This is a genomic window from Allobosea vaviloviae (assembly GCF_001298265.1).
GTDB lineage: Bacteria > Pseudomonadota > Alphaproteobacteria > Rhizobiales > Beijerinckiaceae > Allobosea > Allobosea vaviloviae_B.
Genome location: NZ_LGSZ01000057.1, coordinates 1 through 16087 on the forward strand (window position 1 = coordinate 1; position 16087 = coordinate 16087).

Annotated in this window: 16 protein-coding genes and 1 pseudogene; 13 read left to right on the forward strand and 4 right to left on the reverse strand. The window is 64.4% G+C overall.

Going from position 1 to position 16087, the window contains the following annotated elements:
* Positions 1 to 56 precede the first annotated feature (56 nt).
* Complete coding sequence (locus tag AE618_RS21530) at positions 57 to 701, forward strand: ATP-binding protein (protein ID WP_156330407.1); 645 nt, start codon at positions 57 to 59, stop codon at positions 699 to 701.
* A gap of 286 nt (positions 702 to 987) precedes the next feature.
* On the opposite strand, the gene AE618_RS21535 is transcribed toward AE618_RS21530, so the two are convergent.
* Genes AE618_RS21535 through AE618_RS21545 form a run of 3 tightly spaced genes read right to left on the reverse strand, consistent with a single transcriptional unit; the run spans position 988 to position 4381 of the window.
* Positions 988 to 1917 carry a plasmid partitioning protein RepB C-terminal domain-containing protein gene (locus AE618_RS21535; RefSeq protein WP_054211138.1) on the reverse strand — a complete coding sequence of 310 codons (930 nt, stop codon included), beginning with the start codon at positions 1915 to 1917 and terminating at the stop codon, positions 988 to 990.
* On the reverse strand, positions 1914 to 2816 hold the full coding sequence (locus tag AE618_RS21540; RefSeq protein WP_054211139.1) for a plasmid partitioning protein RepB C-terminal domain-containing protein: 903 nt from the start codon (positions 2814 to 2816) through the stop codon (positions 1914 to 1916). The genes AE618_RS21535 and AE618_RS21540 overlap by 4 nt, the downstream gene beginning before the upstream one ends.
* On the reverse strand, positions 2813 to 4381 hold the full coding sequence (locus tag AE618_RS21545) for a recombinase family protein (RefSeq protein ID WP_054211140.1): 1569 nt from the start codon (positions 4379 to 4381) through the stop codon (positions 2813 to 2815). The genes AE618_RS21540 and AE618_RS21545 overlap by 4 nt, the downstream gene beginning before the upstream one ends.
* A 74-nt stretch (positions 4382 to 4455) precedes the next feature.
* Here AE618_RS21545 and AE618_RS21550 point away from each other — a divergent pair, with 74 nt between their 5' ends.
* From AE618_RS21550 to AE618_RS29180, 8 genes and pseudogenes are all read left to right on the forward strand, one after another.
* On the forward strand, positions 4456 to 4833 hold the full coding sequence (locus tag AE618_RS21550; RefSeq protein ID WP_054211141.1) for a hypothetical protein: 378 nt from the start codon (positions 4456 to 4458) through the stop codon (positions 4831 to 4833).
* A 265-nt stretch (positions 4834 to 5098) separates the two neighbouring features.
* The gene (locus AE618_RS21555; protein WP_082365458.1) at positions 5099 to 6187 is read left to right on the forward strand and encodes an alpha/beta hydrolase; all 1089 of its coding nucleotides are present in this window, start codon (positions 5099 to 5101) and stop codon (positions 6185 to 6187) included.
* A 53-nt stretch (positions 6188 to 6240) separates the two neighbouring features.
* Positions 6241 to 7314: an alpha/beta hydrolase gene (locus AE618_RS21560; protein ID WP_054211142.1), complete on the forward strand. Its 1074-nt coding sequence runs from the start codon at positions 6241 to 6243 to the stop codon at positions 7312 to 7314.
* Between the two features lie 87 nt (positions 7315 to 7401).
* Positions 7402 to 7770, forward strand: coding sequence for a carboxymuconolactone decarboxylase family protein (locus AE618_RS21565; protein ID WP_054211143.1), 369 nt, complete (start codon positions 7402 to 7404; stop codon positions 7768 to 7770).
* A gap of 8 nt (positions 7771 to 7778) precedes the next feature.
* The gene (locus tag AE618_RS21570; RefSeq protein ID WP_054211144.1) at positions 7779 to 8249 is read left to right on the forward strand and encodes a (R)-mandelonitrile lyase; all 471 of its coding nucleotides are present in this window, start codon (positions 7779 to 7781) and stop codon (positions 8247 to 8249) included.
* Positions 8250 to 8262: 13 nt separating this feature from the next.
* Positions 8263 to 8745, forward strand: a complete 483-nt coding sequence (locus AE618_RS21575) for a cytochrome P460 family protein (protein ID WP_054211145.1) — start codon at positions 8263 to 8265, stop codon at positions 8743 to 8745.
* 17 nt (positions 8746 to 8762) lie between these two features.
* A complete protein-coding gene (locus tag AE618_RS21580) occupies positions 8763 to 9488 on the forward strand; it encodes a DUF4405 domain-containing protein (RefSeq protein WP_054211146.1) in 726 nt (241 codons plus the stop codon).
* Positions 9489 to 9494: 6 nt separating this feature from the next.
* Positions 9495 to 10151: pseudogene (locus AE618_RS29180) on the forward strand (alpha/beta hydrolase); the annotation flags it as partial.
* 352 nt (positions 10152 to 10503) lie between these two features.
* Here the strand turns inward: AE618_RS29180 and AE618_RS21590 are convergent.
* Positions 10504 to 11397: a LysR family transcriptional regulator gene (locus AE618_RS21590; protein ID WP_054211147.1), complete on the reverse strand. Its 894-nt coding sequence runs from the start codon at positions 11395 to 11397 to the stop codon at positions 10504 to 10506.
* 107 nt (positions 11398 to 11504) lie between these two features.
* Between AE618_RS21590 and AE618_RS21595 the strand changes: the two genes are divergently transcribed.
* From AE618_RS21595 to AE618_RS28580, 4 genes are all read left to right on the forward strand, one after another.
* The gene (locus AE618_RS21595; RefSeq protein WP_054211148.1) at positions 11505 to 12095 is read left to right on the forward strand and encodes a flavodoxin; all 591 of its coding nucleotides are present in this window, start codon (positions 11505 to 11507) and stop codon (positions 12093 to 12095) included.
* Between the two features lie 57 nt (positions 12096 to 12152).
* Entirely contained in the window at positions 12153 to 13148 is a 996-nt protein-coding gene (locus AE618_RS21600) for an aldo/keto reductase (RefSeq protein ID WP_054211187.1), read from the forward strand.
* A gap of 447 nt (positions 13149 to 13595) precedes the next feature.
* Positions 13596 to 15491, forward strand: a complete 1896-nt coding sequence (locus AE618_RS21605) for a sensor domain-containing diguanylate cyclase (protein ID WP_054211149.1) — start codon at positions 13596 to 13598, stop codon at positions 15489 to 15491.
* 151 nt (positions 15492 to 15642) lie between these two features.
* On the forward strand, positions 15643 to 15849 hold the full coding sequence (locus AE618_RS28580; RefSeq protein WP_054211150.1) for a transposase: 207 nt from the start codon (positions 15643 to 15645) through the stop codon (positions 15847 to 15849).
* Positions 15850 to 16087: the final 238 nt, after the last annotated feature.

Consider the following 16087-nt stretch of genomic DNA (forward strand, 5'->3'; position numbering starts at 1 on the left):
CTCGCTCGAGCGAGCGGCGGCGACGCGATTGGCACCGCGCCTATCTGCGGTCGGTGATGGAACGGGATGCGCGCGAGATATCCTCGGCCGAGCGGCTCGACCGCCTTCCCGACCTTTTCGGGCTGCTCGCGGCGCGGGCTGGCCAGCTCCTCAACTGGTCGGCGTTGGGCAACGATGCGCGGCTCGACGGAAAGACCGTCGAGCGATATGTCCGTCTGCTCGAGCAGCTCTATCTTGTGCGCCGCGTCCCGGCATGGTCCGGCAATCAGACGCAGCGACTCGTCTCGACGCCAAAGCTTCACTTTGTCGATTCCGGCCTGCTTGCGACGACGCTGAACCTCGCGACCGCTCAGCTCGCGTTGGATCGCTCGCCATTGGGCTCAGCCCTCGAAAGCTTTGTCTTCGGCGAATTGGCGAAGGCTACCGCAGTGGCCGACGACGAGCTGATGATGTCTCACTATCGCGACAAGGATCAGGTCGAGGTCGATTTCGTCATCGAGAACGGCGCCGGTCTTGTCCTGGGGATCGAAGTGAAAGCGTCGTCGAGCGTGCAGGCGTCGGATTTTCGAGGGCTGCGGCGATTGAAGGACCGTGTCGGATCGCGTTTTGCGCAAGGGATTGTGCTCTACGATGGAAAGCATGTGCTGCCTTTCGGGGAAAAACTCAGCGCGGCACCGATATCGGTGCTTTGGGCCGAATGAGACGCTCATGCCGACGCCTCTCCCGTCCCGCGTCAGGGATGGACGCCCGGATGGGTGAAGACCCGCAGGGGCTTCAGCTTCGCCGACAGCCCGGCCCGCAGGGAGACGCCTTGTGAGCTACTCAATTCAGCAGGGTAGCCGCCCGCCTACTTTGAAAATGAACCTGTTTGTCAATTTTGGTTTGACATCAGGGCGACGGCCAAAAGCGGCTCTCGCAATCACTTTTTAATTCATGGCACAACATCAACGACGATGTTCAAAGAAAATTGAAGCTGAAGCAGCTGTTTCAAGCAATATTGTCAGATTTTATGGGAGATTTGGCCTGAACCAGCGTGGACGTTGCCTCGGCGATTGCCTCGAACTCCTGGAGAAACGACGGCCGATGCTGCGTCAGATAGCGCACCACCCGCGCGTTCCCAAGCAGCCTGGCGACATAGGCCTTGACGACCGTGAGCTGAAGGTGTTCGCGGCCGTAGGTATCCTGGATCGAGGTGATCGCCTCTTGCAAGTTGGCGAGCTCCCGCTCCATGCGGGCCATGGCCTCTGGGGTCACGCCCTTGACCTTCTTCGCCTTATCGCCATCCAGGAGCTGGGCCTGCGGCGTTCCCGCTAGGATGGCCGAAACATAGCTCACCGTGTAGTTGTTGGCGTTCACCAGCAGCTCCGCAGCCTCGATCTGGCGCAGCGGCCGCATCTTCTTCAAGATTTCGAAGACGGCCATCGGGCACTGTTTGTCCTTCAGCAGCGACACCGCCTCCGCGCAAATGCCGTGCAGCAGGTTCGTGCGGCGCCGCAGGCTCGACAGGTTGATGCTGAGGGCCTTTGCAAGCTTCTGCTCCGGCACGCCGCGGCCTATGGCGCGCACGACCATGTTGTGCTCCTGCACCGCTGAGAGCTTGCTGATACGCTTGTTGTAGGTGAAGGCCTCGTCGTCCGTGGAGACGAGGCACTCGACCTCCGAGACGCCCATGTCTTTCAGAATCTCGATGCGGATGTGGCCGTCGAGGATCAGGTACAGCCCGTCGCCGGTCCGGCACACCACCGGCGGCTCCACGAGGCCGACCTCGTGGATGGAGGCGGCGATCTGCTGGTACTTCGTGCTCGCCTTTACGTTGTGACGGAGCGCCTTGACAGGCAAGAGCGTGACGGTGGGCAGCCTGACGCACTCGTCCTCAAAGCCCTGGACCAGGTCGAAGGCGATCGCTCCCGCGCTCATTGCATCGTCCTCACGTGGGATAGCCGGTCGGCCAGCTCGCGCGGCATGTCGGCGAGTCCCTCCGCCCTGAGCAGGTTCACGAAGTTCTCGTCGTCGCTGAGCGACCGCATCGCCTCCACGATGAACAGGAGTCGCGTCTGCGTGATGTCGGCCTTCTTGACCAGCAAGCGCTGACGGTCGGCCTCCTGGCGGTAGACGCGGATCAGCGCCTCCGTTGAGGTCGGCTTCCTCGGCGGCAGCGCACGCCCATATGGCGTCTCGCCCATCTTGGGACCCATCCGCCGACGCTGGTCCAATAGTCGACGCAGCTTGAACAGCTTGACGCCCGTGATCTTCCCCTCGGTGTAGGCCTGGGCAAGCAGGTCCTGCAGCCCGCCGTCGTCGGCGCGCGATATCTCCACGGCGACGCTGATCGGGATCGTGCCGTTCTCGACCGCGACGAGAAGGCGCTGCTCGCCCTTCGCCAGGAGGCTCGAGATCATGTTGACCCACTCGTAGCTAACGCCGATCTTCGCCGCGATCTGGTGGTCCGTGTACCCGCGCTTCGCCATGCCGCGGACGTCCTCCAAGAGATCGATCGCGCGATGCTGCCTTCTCGCGCAGTTCTCGACGAGGCTCATGACCAGGCAATCCGTCTCCGGGGCGTCGATGACGATCGCCGGAATGTGCGTCTGCCCGAGCTTGGCGCAGGCCTCCAGACGGCCCTGGCCGCAGACGAGCCCGTATGCAGGCAGGCCATCCTCTCCGATCGCTTGGTTCACGGTGACCGGACGCTTCAGCCCGACGCGGCGGATGCTCTCGACCATCTCCTCGAAGTTGCGCTTGTTGCGCACCCTCGGGTTCAGCACCGTGATGCGGTCTATCGGGATCATCTCGACGTTCTTCGCGTCTTCGCTCATGCCGCCTCCATGATGCTGGCGCGCGCCGACAGCGCGTAGAGGAAATCAAGGCTCTCGAACCGGTAGCCGTCGAGCGAGAGCCCGTTGCTCTCGGCGAGGCGCAGGCGAGGCTCTGTCATGTCGATCCGCGGTAGCAGGTAGTAATCACGCGTTGCGCGGTTGCCCTGCGCCATGCGGACGGCGACCGTGATGTCGGGGACGAGGTCTGCGTCGAAGCGGATTTTCCAGCGCGGATGCCCGGCCTGCGTCTCGACGCAGCGCGCGATCACGACCGAGGCCGTGAATTCCTCGTTGACGGCCAGCAGGTCGGTTTCCCCGTCGATGGCGACCCTGCCACCGGACGCGCGGATCCCGGCGACGACTTCGGCGACGACCTCCGGGTGCCGGCGGCGCAGCTCGCGGTTGTCCTCGATGTAGCGATAGTCGCGTTCCGGCCTATAGCCGACGAGTTCGTAGGCGCGCAGCAGGCTGCCGAAGCGGGTGGCGAAGACGCTGCTGGACGGCATCGCCTCCCGCTCGTCGATGACCAGGCTCGACAGGGCTCCGACCTCGGAGAGAAGATCTCGCAAAAGCGCCAGGAGCTCGTCGTCGCTGAGCTTGCGCGAGCGCTCCTCGATGATGGCAAGCGCAGCCGCTTGCATCTGCATCTCGACGATCGGCGCGAACGCGCCCGGCGCCCGGACCCATTGCCCGGGCGCGTTGACCACCCGCCGCTGCTTCAGCCGGAAGGAAACCCGATTGAAGACGTTGTCGCCGACGTATTTCGCATTCGTCAGGACCTCGTGCACCGTCGCCCTGTTCCAGGGCCTGCCAAGGTCGGTGACGACGCCTTCGGCGTTCAAGACGTCGGCGATCCCACGCTCGCTGAGCCCCTCGATCACGAACATCCTGTACATACGCCGGACGGCCTCAACCTCGTCCGACGGGCCCGGGACAAGGATGACCCGATCGGTCTGCAGGCTCTTGCGGTCGCCGAGCGACAGCTCGAACTTCCGGTTGCCGCGCTCGTCCAACAGCATCCGGCGCAGGCCGAAGCCGGCCATGCCGCCCTGCCTGAAGCCCTTCTTGATCAGGCGGGACTGACCGGCATGGACCTTGTCGGACAGCTCGCGGCTATACTCGCCGGCCATCATGCGCTTCATCGACTTGACAACGTTCGAGATCGTGCTGCCGTCGTTCTCGAACTGCTCCGCGCAGTAATGAACGCTGACGCCCGCCCGCGCGCAGAGGTACTCGTAGAACGCCGCCTCGTCGGCGTTCTGGAACCGGCCCCATCGGCTGACGTCGTAGGCGATGACGACCTCGAAGTCGGCCCGACCGGATTGGATGTCGATCATCAGGCTCTGATGACCAGGCCGATTATCGGCCCTCAGGCCGCTCTTGCCGGCATCCTCGTAGGTCCGCACGACCTCGAAGCCGCGACGCTCGGCGTAGGCCCTGATCGCCGCAAGCTGGTTCTCCGGAGAGAACTCCTGGAGGTCGGTCGACATCCGGACGTAGGCCACGGCGCGCACCCGCCCCTGGAGCCCGACGCCTGCAATGCGATCACCGACGCGATCCCCCATAAGACCTCAACCATCGCTCCCGCAAACTCTGCCGCCCGCGAGCGGCGGGCGCATTCAAGGGGCTGGAGGTCGGAATGTCTTTTCCCGAGACGGGCAAGGTTTTTCCAAATGGCAGAGCAGGCGACGAGAAGTTCGCCAAGCTCGTCGCGAACGTCCTATGTCGCGCACTCGGCGAGAGGTCATCCGCCATCAAGGTGGTGGCACGCTGGACGGGCGCCGGAGAGCGCACCGTCAAGAACTGGTTCGTCGCCAAGAACGCGCCGTCCGGCGATCATTTCCTGGAACTCGTCCGACACTGCCCGGACATGCTCGACGAGTTCCTCGCGGCGGCAGGTCAGAAGGAGCGGCTGGCTGGCGTCAGCGTGCGGGCGGCGCGCCTTGCCCTCGTCACGTCGATCCTTGCGCTCGACAAGCTTATGGAGACTGAGGACGGGGACGCCAAGTTGCGCTGAACCAATCTCAGATAAGACAGCGCGTTAGGTGTTTCATCCCGAGAGCACGTCCGACCATCTCATCCTCATGCAGTCTACCCGAAACCGCACACGCAATATGCGCCAATAGCCGCCGTTGAGCGAGTTGCGTTAAGCCGACGTTCGTTTGAACTGCGGAACGAGCTATTTATTAGATCCGCTAATTGGTCCTAGTGGATCAGGACGCCTAATCGAAGATTGCCTCAGCCGCTAGGTTGTTCGGACGCTGATAGCGACCGAGGGACCGATGCCTGTAACCACCAACCGCACCCCACGACTGGCGCTGATAATCGGCGCTGCCTTGCTGGCCTCTCTACCGGCGCTGGCGCAGCAGGCCAGCCGTGCCGAGCCCCTCGCGATTCAGGATCAGGGCAGCTTCGCCGTCGGCGGGACCGTGGTGCGCACCCCCGGGACCTACGAGAACAACAAGCCGACCGCTGCGGGACAGTCGCTTCACGGCGATCACCTCTACGCCTTCTATCAGGTTCCCCGCAGCCCCAAGGCACTCCCCATCGTCATGTTGCACGGCGCCTTCCAGTCGGCGCGGAGTTGGGAGACCACCTCGGACGGGCGCGAGGGCTTCCAGACCCTGTTCCTGCGCCGCGGTTTCCCGGTTTATCTCGTCGACCAGCCGCGTCGCGGGCGTGCCGGCAACAGTACGGTCGGGATGGCGGTCGAACCCACCCCCTATGACCAGCTCTTTTTCGATCAGTTCCGGCTCGGCAAATGGCCGAACTACTTCGACGGCGTCCAGTTCGATCGCAAGCCTGAGACGCTGGACCAGTTCTTCCGCTCAGTGACGCCAAACACCGGGCCATACGATGCCGGCGTCATTTCCAACGCGATGGCGGCGCTGTTCGCCAGGACTGGTCCGGCGATCCTGTTCACGCATTCCCAGGGCGGCGGCCCCGGCTGGTTAACGGCGATCAAGAACGAAAACGTCAAGGCGATCGTGGCCTTTGAACCGGGCAGCGGCTTTATCTTCCCGGAAGGCGAACTGCCGCCGGCGATGCCGAGCGCAGCCGGCACCCTGTCGCCCGAGGCCGTGCCGTCGGCGGATTTCCAGAAGCTCACCCGCATTCCGATCGTCATCTATTACGGCGACAATTTTCCTGTCGAGCCGACGACGGAGCGTGGGCAGGACAACTGGCGGGTGCGGCTGGCGATGGCCAAGCTCTGGGTCGCCGCCATCAACAAGCATGGCGGTGACGCGCGCCTCGTGCATCTCCCCCAGATCGGCATCAAGGGCAACACGCACTTCCCGTTCTCGGACCTGAACAATGTCGAGATCGCCAACCTGGTCTCGAAATTCCTGGCCGAGAAGAAGCTGGACTGACGCTGGCCCGTGGCGCCCGGCAGTCCCGATTCTCGATTTGAAAGGCGATCACCATGAACCGCAGAACCATCCTCAAGGCCGCCGCCGTAACGGCAGCGGCAGGGTTCTTTGCACGCAAGGCCAATGCCGCAGACTACAAGCAGAACGCGTTTGGCCTCGCCTATGAGGGCGCCATCACCAAAAACGAGCCCGGCAAGGTCAACATCCACCCGGTGGACTACAAGCTGGGCGGGCTGGATATCGCCGCCAACGTTTACACCCCGGCCGGCTACGCCGCAGACAAGAGCTATCCGGCGATCGTCGTCGCCCACCCGAACGGCGGCGTGAAGGAACAGGTCGCGGGGCTCTATGCCCAGCGGCTGGCCGGCGATGGCTATATCGCGATCACGGCTGATGCCGCCTATCAGGGCGGCAGCGGCGGCCAGCCCCGCAACGTCGACAAGCCTCAGTTCCGGACCGAAGACGTCCATGGTATGGCCGACTTCATCACCCGCTTCGCAGGCGTCGATGCCGGGCGCGTCGGCCTGCTCGGCATCTGCGGCGGCGGTGGCTATGCCCTCGCCGCAGCGAAGGTCGACAAGCGGTTCAGGTCGATCGCGACGCTCAGCATGTTCAATTCGGGACGTGTCCGCCGCAACGGCTTCGCCGATTCGCAGCTGAAGACCGTTCAGGAGCGCCTGCAGCAGGTGTCGCAGGCTCGTGCCCAGGAGGCGGCCGGTGGCGCGATCCTCTACTCGGGCGACGCCAACCTGAGCGATGCCCAGATCGCGAAGCTGCCCTTCGAGATGTACCGGCAGGGTTACGAGTACTACTGGAAGTCGCACGCGCACCCGAACTCGACGTTCAAATATACGACCAGCAGCCTGCTGGATCTGATGCGCTGGGATGCGACCGAGCAGATGGAGCTGATCGACCAGCCGCTCCTGATGATTGCCGGTAGCAAGGCCGACAGCCTCTACATGACCAGGGACGCCTTCCCCAAGGCGCCCGGCACCAGGGACAAGGAGCTCTTCGAGATCGAAGGCGCCACCCACATCGAGACCTATTGGGTGCCCCAATACGTCGATGTCGCCATGGCCAAGCTGGCTCCGTTCTTCGCCCGCACCCTCGTCGCCGGTCGCACCTGACCTGTCAGCCACGATCCAGAATCGAAGGAGTCTCTCATGCGATCAATCCGCAATGCATCTGTCGCTGTCCTGCTGCTAGGAGCCCCCATGCCGGCGTTCGCCCAAGCCCAGACGCCCACCGCGGCTCAGCCGGCAACGGCGAAGCCGCCGTCCCGCGCCCAGCAGCTCATGGGCGACATTGCCCCCAAGATGGCGGAGCTGACCGACAACGTCCTGTTCGGCGACATCTGGGAGCGTCCCGGCCTTGCCAAGCGCGACCGCAGCCTGATCACGGTCGCGGCCCTGATCGCCTTGAACCGCCCCGAGCAGCTGCGCTCGCACATGGCGCTCGCGCGCACCAATGGCGTCAAGGAGGAGGAGATCGTCGAGGCGATCACGCAGCTCGCTTTCTACGCCGGCTGGCCCAACGCCATCGCCGCGATCAACGTTGCCCGCGACGTCTTCAAACCGAAGTGAGAATCGTGATGTCAGCCAAGATCCTCGCCGTCGTCGCAGGGCTGATGCCGGCGGCGGAAGCTATCGCCCAGACGTCGCAGCCCGTCACGGTCCAGCGTGCCGGCTCCCAGCCGCCAAGCGTGGGCGCAGCGCAGAACTTCACCGGCGCGGTCCGTGTCGACGGCCGTTTCCAGGGCAGCGCGCCGGCACGGATCAGCGGCGGCACCGTCACCTTCGAGCCTGGCGCGCGGACGGCCTGGCACACCCATCCGCTCGGCCAGACCCTGATCGTTACCGCCGGCGTCGGTCTCGTGCAGCACTGGGGCGGGCCGATCCAGGAGATCAAGCCGGGCGACACTGTCTGGATTCCGCCGGGCGTAAAGCACTGGCATGGCGCCTCAGTGGCGAGCGGCATGACCCATGTCGCGATCTCCGAGGCGCTCGACGGCAAGACCGTGGACTGGCTGGAGCATGTCTCCGACGAACAGTACAAGCGCTAGGAACGACGCGTTCATGAGAATCCCCAAGCTCCCGCTCGCCGTGGCAGGCCTGTCGATGGCCGCAGTCCTCACGGTGGGCTGGCAGGTCCATGCCGAGGCGACGCGGGCGACGTTCCCCGCGCTCGACAAGCTGGTGCATTACACCACCGTCAAGCGCGGCGACGTCACCGAGCACATCATGACCACGCCGGCGGCGATCGATGCAGTGAAGAACCGCCAGCCGATCCCGGCGGGCACGCATTTCGTGCTGGTCGACTACCGCGAGGGCAAGGTCTTCCGCTACTTCGTGATGGAGAAGGGCCAGGGCTGGGGCGCCGACTATGACGAACGCCGCCGCACCGGCGACTGGCAGTTCCAGTGGTTCTGGCCCGACAAGACGATCAACACGGCCGAGAACACCGCCCGCTGCCAATCCTGCCACCAGAGCCAGTCGGGCGCTGAGTATCTCTTCACCGGCTCGCGCATTCCCCGCTTCAACGGCACGCCGATCGAATAGGCGCAGGAGGTCGCGACGTGAACCGCCTGTTCCTCTCAAGGCTCTGGCTCGACGGTCTGACGGCCGGCCTGTTGCTGCTCGGCTTCGCCTATTGGTGGCTCGGCAATCTCGTCCATGAGGTTGCGGGCACGGCGATGTTCCTGCTGCTCATCGCGCACAACGTCTTCAACCGGCGCTGGTGGGGCTGCATCGCGAAGACACGGCGGGAGCCGCGCAGCCTGTTCAATGTCGGGGTGACCTTCACCCTGCTCGGGGCCATGCTCGCCTTGCTGGTCACGAGTGTGCTGATCTCGAACGCCCTGTCGCCGTTCCTGCCGCCCTGGGGCGGCTTCACCGTGCGCCAGATCCACACGCTCGCTGCCTACTGGGTCCTGATCATCGTCGCGATCCATCTCGGCTTGCGCTGGCCGATGCTGATGGGCGTCGCGCGCAACCTGTTCGGGATCACGACACCGTCCGCGCTGCGGACGCTCGCGCTGCGCGTCGTCGCGCTGGCGATCGCGCTACACGGCGTCTGGAGCTGCACGGTCCTTGGCCTCGGCGGCAAGCTCTCCATGCAGATGACGCTGGACTGGTGGAACTTCGAGGAATCGGTGGCCGGCTTCTTCGCCCACTGCGCTGCGATCGCCGGGCTGGTGATGGTCGTGACCTATTACGGCCTGAAGCTGGTCCAGCAAGCACGGCAATCGACAAGCCGGACGAAACCGGCTGACGAGCGTCCGCAATCGGCGGCGCAGGGATAAGACACGATGGATGACCGGCGAAAACGTCGCCTCCGGCCCGGCTCGCTCGCATCCCGGCGGGACTGCCTCGCCCTGCCGCTTCTCGTGATCGGGGCCCGGGGCGCCGTGGCACAGCAGCGTCCGAGCGCTGACAAGGCTCATGGTCGCCTCACGGCCCACAGCACGATCGGAGACCTGCTCTCTCACCCGGCGTTTTCAGGCTTCGCCCGCCGCATCCTGCCCTGGGACGACCGGGACTACGATCTCCAGGCCAGGCTCGACACAATCGGGCCCCTGCTGCCCTATCACAGCCATGTCGACATCCCCTCGACGGTCGCTGCGCTGAACCGCCTGATCGAGGATGCCGAACAGGGCCGCCAGGTCTTCTTCGAGATCTATTCCGAGGCAGAGAGGCGATCCGAGCCGGCCAAGGCACATGCCGGTCTGTTCTTCCTGCGCGGCAAGCCGAACGCACCCTTCGCCATCATCGCGCCCGGCGGCGGTTTCGCCTATGTCGGCTCGGTGCATGAGGGCTTCCCGTATGGTGCCGCGATCAGCGACGCGGGGCTGAACGCCTTCGTGATCAAGTATCGCGCCGGCAAGGGCGGCACCGTGGCGACACAGGATCTCGCCGCCGCGATCGGCTTCGTCATCCGCAATGCCGCAATGCTGGGCGTGGACACGCGCGGCTATTCGCTCTGGGGCAGCTCGGCTGGCGCCCGCATGGCAGCCGCCATCGGCAGCCATGGCGTCGCGGCCTATAGTGGCCCCGAACGCCCGAAACCTGCGACGGTGGTGATGGCCTATACGGCGCATTCCGACCACGCGGCCGCCGAGCCGCCGACCTTCGCGCTTGTCGGAGACCAGGATGGCATCGCGCCCCCCGCCGCGATGCAACAGCGCGTCGCCGCCCTGCGCCGCCTCGGACCGAGGTGGACTATCGCGAGTATCCCGGCGTCGGCCATGGTTTCGGCCTCGGCATCGGGACGAGCGCCGAAGGCTGGATCGGCAAGGCAATCCGCTTCTGGACGCGGCATCAGTCCCGGTAGCGTAGCGCGTCGATCAGCACCGACAACGCGGACGAGGAGTGCCGGCGGCTGGGATAATAGAGGTGATAGCCCGGAAACGGCGCGCACCAATCCTCGAGCACCCGCACCAGCCGGCCGTCTCGAACATGCGGCATGGCATGGTCTTCCGGCATATAGGCGAGGCCGAGCCCGTCCAGGGCCGAGTTCAGCCGCATGGCGAGGTTGTTAAAGACGAGCTGCCCGTCAGAGCGGACCTTGATCTCGTGGCCGTCCTTCTCCAGTCCCCAGGGGAAGAGGCCGCCATGGGTCGGCATCCGGGTCGCGATGCAGTTATGGGCGGTCAGATCCTGCGGTGTCGCGGGCACGCCATGCCGCTCGAAGTAGGCAGGTGAGCCAACCACGGCCATGCGCATCTCCGGGCCGATTCGCACCGCGATCATGTCCTTGGCGACCTGCTCGCCCATGCGCACGCCGGCGTCGTAGCCCGCCGCGACGATGTCGACGAGGCCGTAGTCGACGATGATCTCGACCTTGATGTCGGGGTGATCCGGCAGGAACCGCTTGAGCGCCGGCTGGAGTACCGAGATCGCCGGGTGCTCGCCGGCCGTGATCCGGATCGTGCCGGCAGCCTTGCCGCGCAACTCGCCGAGCGCGGCGATCTCCGCTTCGATCTCCTCGAAGCGCGGACCCACAGTCTCCAGCAGTCTCAGGCCCGCCTCGGTAGGGGCGACGCTGCGGGTTGTGCGGGTCAGCAGGCGGAGCTTGAGGCGCTCTTCCAGCCCCTTGATCGTCTGGCTCAGCGCCGATTGCGACACGCCGAGCTTGGCGCCAGCTTTGGTGAAGCTGCGCTCCCGCGCCACCATCGCGAAGGCGGCGAGATCGTTGAAGTTCGGATGCGCCATTGATTAGACTGCCTTATGGGCCCTTGCCGACTACAGCGCCTAATCAACACAACGCGCAGGCGTTAGATACCCCTCATCGAATGACCCGGCGGATCGTGAGGCGGCCTATGACGACATCCCATGAACTGGCTAGCCCTTCGCGCAGGGCGATCCTAGCGGCGCCGCTCGTCCTTCCCGCGGTCGTGGGCGGCACATCATCCGGCTCGGCGCTAGCACGGCCCGGACCTGCGAGCGATACGCTCGTTGCCTTCTATTCGCGGACGGGAAACACGCGCGTTATCGCCGGCCAGATCCGGCGCGCCCGCGGCGCGGACCTATTTGAGATCCGCACGGTCGAGCCCTATCCCGAGGATTACGAACGGACGGTCGAGCAGGCACGGCGCGAAACGGAGGCCAGCTTCGAACCTGCTCTTGCGACTGATGCCCTCGACATCGCCCGTTACCGCACGATCTACCTCGGCTTCCCGATCTGGGGACAGACGGCGCCACCGGCGATCCGCTCCTTCCTCAAGGCCCATGCGTGGGCCGGCAAGACGATCCGGCCCTTCGTCACCCATGGCGGCTATGGCCTGGGCACGAGCATGGCCGTGCTGGCGTCCCACTCCAGAGGCGCCCTGCGCGCGCCGCCCTTCGCCATCGAGGCCGACCAGGAACGCCGGACGCTGTCCCGCGTCACCGACTGGCTCGGCGCCGCCTGACCGTCGCGGTCCCGCCACAACCGCATCAAACACCACATTCTGATGGAGATCACCATGATGACCACACGCAAACTCGGGGCGTCCGGCCTTGAAGTCTCGGCGCTCGGGCTCGGCTGCATGGGCATGACCGGCCTCTACGGTCCGCCTGCAGACAGGCAGGCGATGATCGAGTTGATCCGCGCCGCGCATCAGCGCGGCGTCATCCTGTTCGATACGGCCGAAGCCTACGGCCCCTTCGCCAATGAGGAACTCGTCGGCGAGGCGCTCGCGCCCATCCGCGACGAGGTCGTGATCGCCACCAAGTTCGGCTTCGACATCGAGCTGGAGACGGGCGAGCGCCGAGGCGGCACCAACAGCCGGCCCGAACACATCAAGCGTGTCGCCGATGCCTGCCTTAGGCGCCTGGGCACCGATCGCATCGACATCTTCTACCAGCACCGCGTCGATCCGCTGGTGCCGATCGAGGACGTCGCGGGCGCGGTGAAGGAGCTGATCGCCGCCGGCAAGGTCAAGCATTTCGGGCTGTCGGAAGCGGGCGTCGCCACGATCCGCCGCGCCCATGCCGTCCAGCCCGTCAGCGTCGTCCAGAGCGAGTACTCGCTGTTCTGGCGCGGCCCGGAAGTCGAGCTCCTGCCGACCCTGGAAGAGCTTCAGATCGGCTTCGTGCCCTTCAGCCCTCTCGGCGCCGGTTTCCTCACCGGGAAGATCGACGAGCACACGACCTTCGACACCGGTGATTTCCGGAATGTGGTGCCGCGCTTCTCGGTGGAGGCCCGGAAGGCGAACATGGCGCTCGTTGGCGTCATCAAGAGCGTGGCCGACCGCAAGGGCGCGGCCCCGGCGCAGGTCGCGCTGGCATGGCTGCTCGCCCAGAAGCCGTGGATCGTGCCGATCCCCGGCACCACCAAGCTGAGCCGTGTCGAAGAAAACCTTGGCGCCGTCGACCTCCAACTTTCCCAGTCCGACTTGGCGTACATCGACGCCGAGGCATCCAAGGTCGAAATCCAGGGCGAACGACTGCCGGAGGCTGCGCTCAAAATGACGGGCCTCTGAGCCTGTCAGGCTGACGTTCTCGTCCTTAATCGTGCGGTTCATCCGCCCGACTTGGCCATTGGCCCAGGGGTACTTCGGTTTAGTGGTCCGATGGTCGATATCGGCTTTGGCGCAGGCGAGTTCGAAAGCGTGGGCGGAACAGCTCTCCGTTCGCTATCGCTTCCTTGATCATTGCACCGCCGAACTACCGGCGCCCGGCGTGGAGAACTGGCTGCCTTTGGCGGTCAGCACGTTGTGGATTTTGTAGGGCACCGCTTCTCTCAGCCGTCTGAGAAAGTCGGCAGCCGTCCGCTGCTTGGATTCTCATCGTTCCGCATCGGCGATGAGCGCTACCCAATGCTGATGTGATCCATCGAGACTATCGTCGAAGCGAAGGCGGTTCAAGCGAGCGCATCAGATTTCGTTAATGAGCCGGTGACAGTGTCGCCAGGTCAACGAGAAACGGCAATGGCTGTCCAAACCGCGCTATCCACCCGCAAGTCCCGACTGCCTCTGATGGTCGGGGTATTCGTGGCCCTTGCGTGCTGCACAATTTCGGCTGTCAGTATTTGGCGCGAGTTGAGTGCGCGTACAGCAGACCTGCGCAGCGCCGAGGTCGACGTGGCCAATATGGCCCGATCCCTCATGCAGCACGCGGAGGACTCAATCGAGCTATCGGAGGCCATTCTGCTCGGCCTGGTTGCCCGGATCGAGAATGCCGGGACGAGCGAGCCGGCCGTTCAACTGATGCAGGCCTTCTTGGAGGCGCGTGGCGCGACGCTGGGACGGATCAGGGGCCTGTTTGTTTATGACTACAACGGAAACTGGCTGGCGACGACAGAGAAGGTGCAGACGCGCAGCCTAAACAACAGCGACCGAACCTATTTCCAACATCACCGCGCGAACGATGACCGTAAAACCTATGTTGGAGATCCGGTACGTAGCCGCTCGGGCGGCCAGTGGATCATCACTGTCTCAAGGCGATTCAACAAACCGGACGGCAGTTTCGGCGGCGTGGTGCTGGCAACGCTGGACGCAGCCTACTTCACGCGCTTCTACAATCAGTATGATTTGGGGCCGAACGGATCGGTCGCGCTTTTGAACACGCGAGGTGTCCTGCTGGCGCGAAGCCGGGACGATGGCCAGCTCGTCGGGCGAGATATGTCGGACACAGCTCTGTTTCGGCAGCGATTGAACGAAGCGCGAAGCGCACTCTATTACTTCGTCTCACCGATCGATGGGCTCCAGCGCATCAGCGCCTATCGAGCAAGCGAAAGGTATCCGCTGGTTCTTCTGGCAACCGAAGCTGAGATGGACGTGCTCGCGCGTTGGCGGAGCGGCGTGGCCATCCGCACCGGTGTTACATTGTCACTCGTATTCGCTCTTGCCATTGTCGGCTTCTATCTCGTTCGGCAATTTGCAGCGCGCCAGCGCATGGCCGCCGCGATGGCTGCTCAGGAGGCAGACTTCCGGCTCCTTGCGGAAACATCCAGCGATATGGTCACCCGCATTGGGCTCGATGAACTTCTGCGATACGTCTCGCCCTCAGCGGGAAGAATTGTCGGTTGGGATGCTTCGCAACTTGAGGGGACGCCAGCCTTGGCAGGTGTTCACGCCGAGGACATTGCGCGCGTTCGCGCCCTCGTCTCCGATCTTCGAACCGGGGCACAGATCGAGGGCCGGGTGGCCTACCGCACACGTCATCGGGAACGGGGCGAGGTCTGGCTTGAGTCATGTCTGCGCGTCACGCGCGATAGCGCCACAGGCTCGGTCGACAGTGTTGTGGCCGTGTCGCGGGATATGACCGAGCACAAGGATCTGCAGGATCGGTTAGCCGACCTTGCTGCCACCGACGCGCTGACGAGGTTGGCGAACCGACGCACGTTCGACGAGCGTTTCAGCGCCGAATGGGAAAACGCTGGGGCCAGCAAAAGCTGTCTTTCGATCGTCATGGTCGATGTCGATCACTTCAAGTCGTATAATGACAGCTATGGCCACGACACAGGCGACAGTTGCCTTCAGTCCGTCGCTCGGGCGCTGAAGTCGGTTGTGCACCGCCCCCATGACCTCGTCGCACGATACGGCGGAGAGGAGTTCGTCGTCCTCCTTCCGAATACCGATCCAGCCGGGTGCGCTGCGGTAGCGCAGCAGTTGCACGACGCCATTGCCGCGCTGCGCGTTCCTCACATCGGCAACCCCTCTATTGGGCGGGTGAGCATCAGTCTCGGAGGCGCAACTGCTATTCCCGGTCAGGGGGCCACAATGGCAGCCATGGTGAAGGCTGCCGACGCCGCTCTGTATGTCGCTAAGCGTGCAGGGCGGAACCAGTTCTATATGGCGCCGCGCCTCGGCCTGGCTGCCTGAGAAGAACATTACGACGCATCGTTACTAATTGCTCATGCGCCCTGTAAGGGATCAGCGGAACCGTGGTCGCGCTCGCGATGCGAAGGCTCGGACCCACCAATGGTTGGCTTCGCCGGTTCGGCGTGACTCATGGCTTCCGGGAAGAAGCACGATGAATCGGGAAAGCTTCTGGCGCAAGGGCGCGCAATTTGCGCGGGTCGAGCCGCATCTGCCGACGGAAACGCATGGCAAGCCGCGTGTTGACGACCGCTGGCTGATCAACGGCATCGTCCAATGTTTTGAAGTAAGGCGGCGCTGCATCGATGTGCCTGTCGACAATATACCGCGCAAGACTCTCTACAACCGCTATGTCCGCTGACGCTTCGATCTCTCGCGGGCTGTCCGCCTTTCCGCTAACGCCCGCCGGCGAACGCCATCGAGCCCATCTGACAGGCATGGTGGAAAGACCCATCACCTTCCAAATCAATCCGCGTCACCTCATCCCGGGACCAAACATTTAGTCCTCTGCACCGTCAACGGCTTGGTGCCGCCGCGATGGAAACGTCATGGCATCGACACCGGACGAGATCGCCAGGATCGTAGCAGGCGCGCACGTC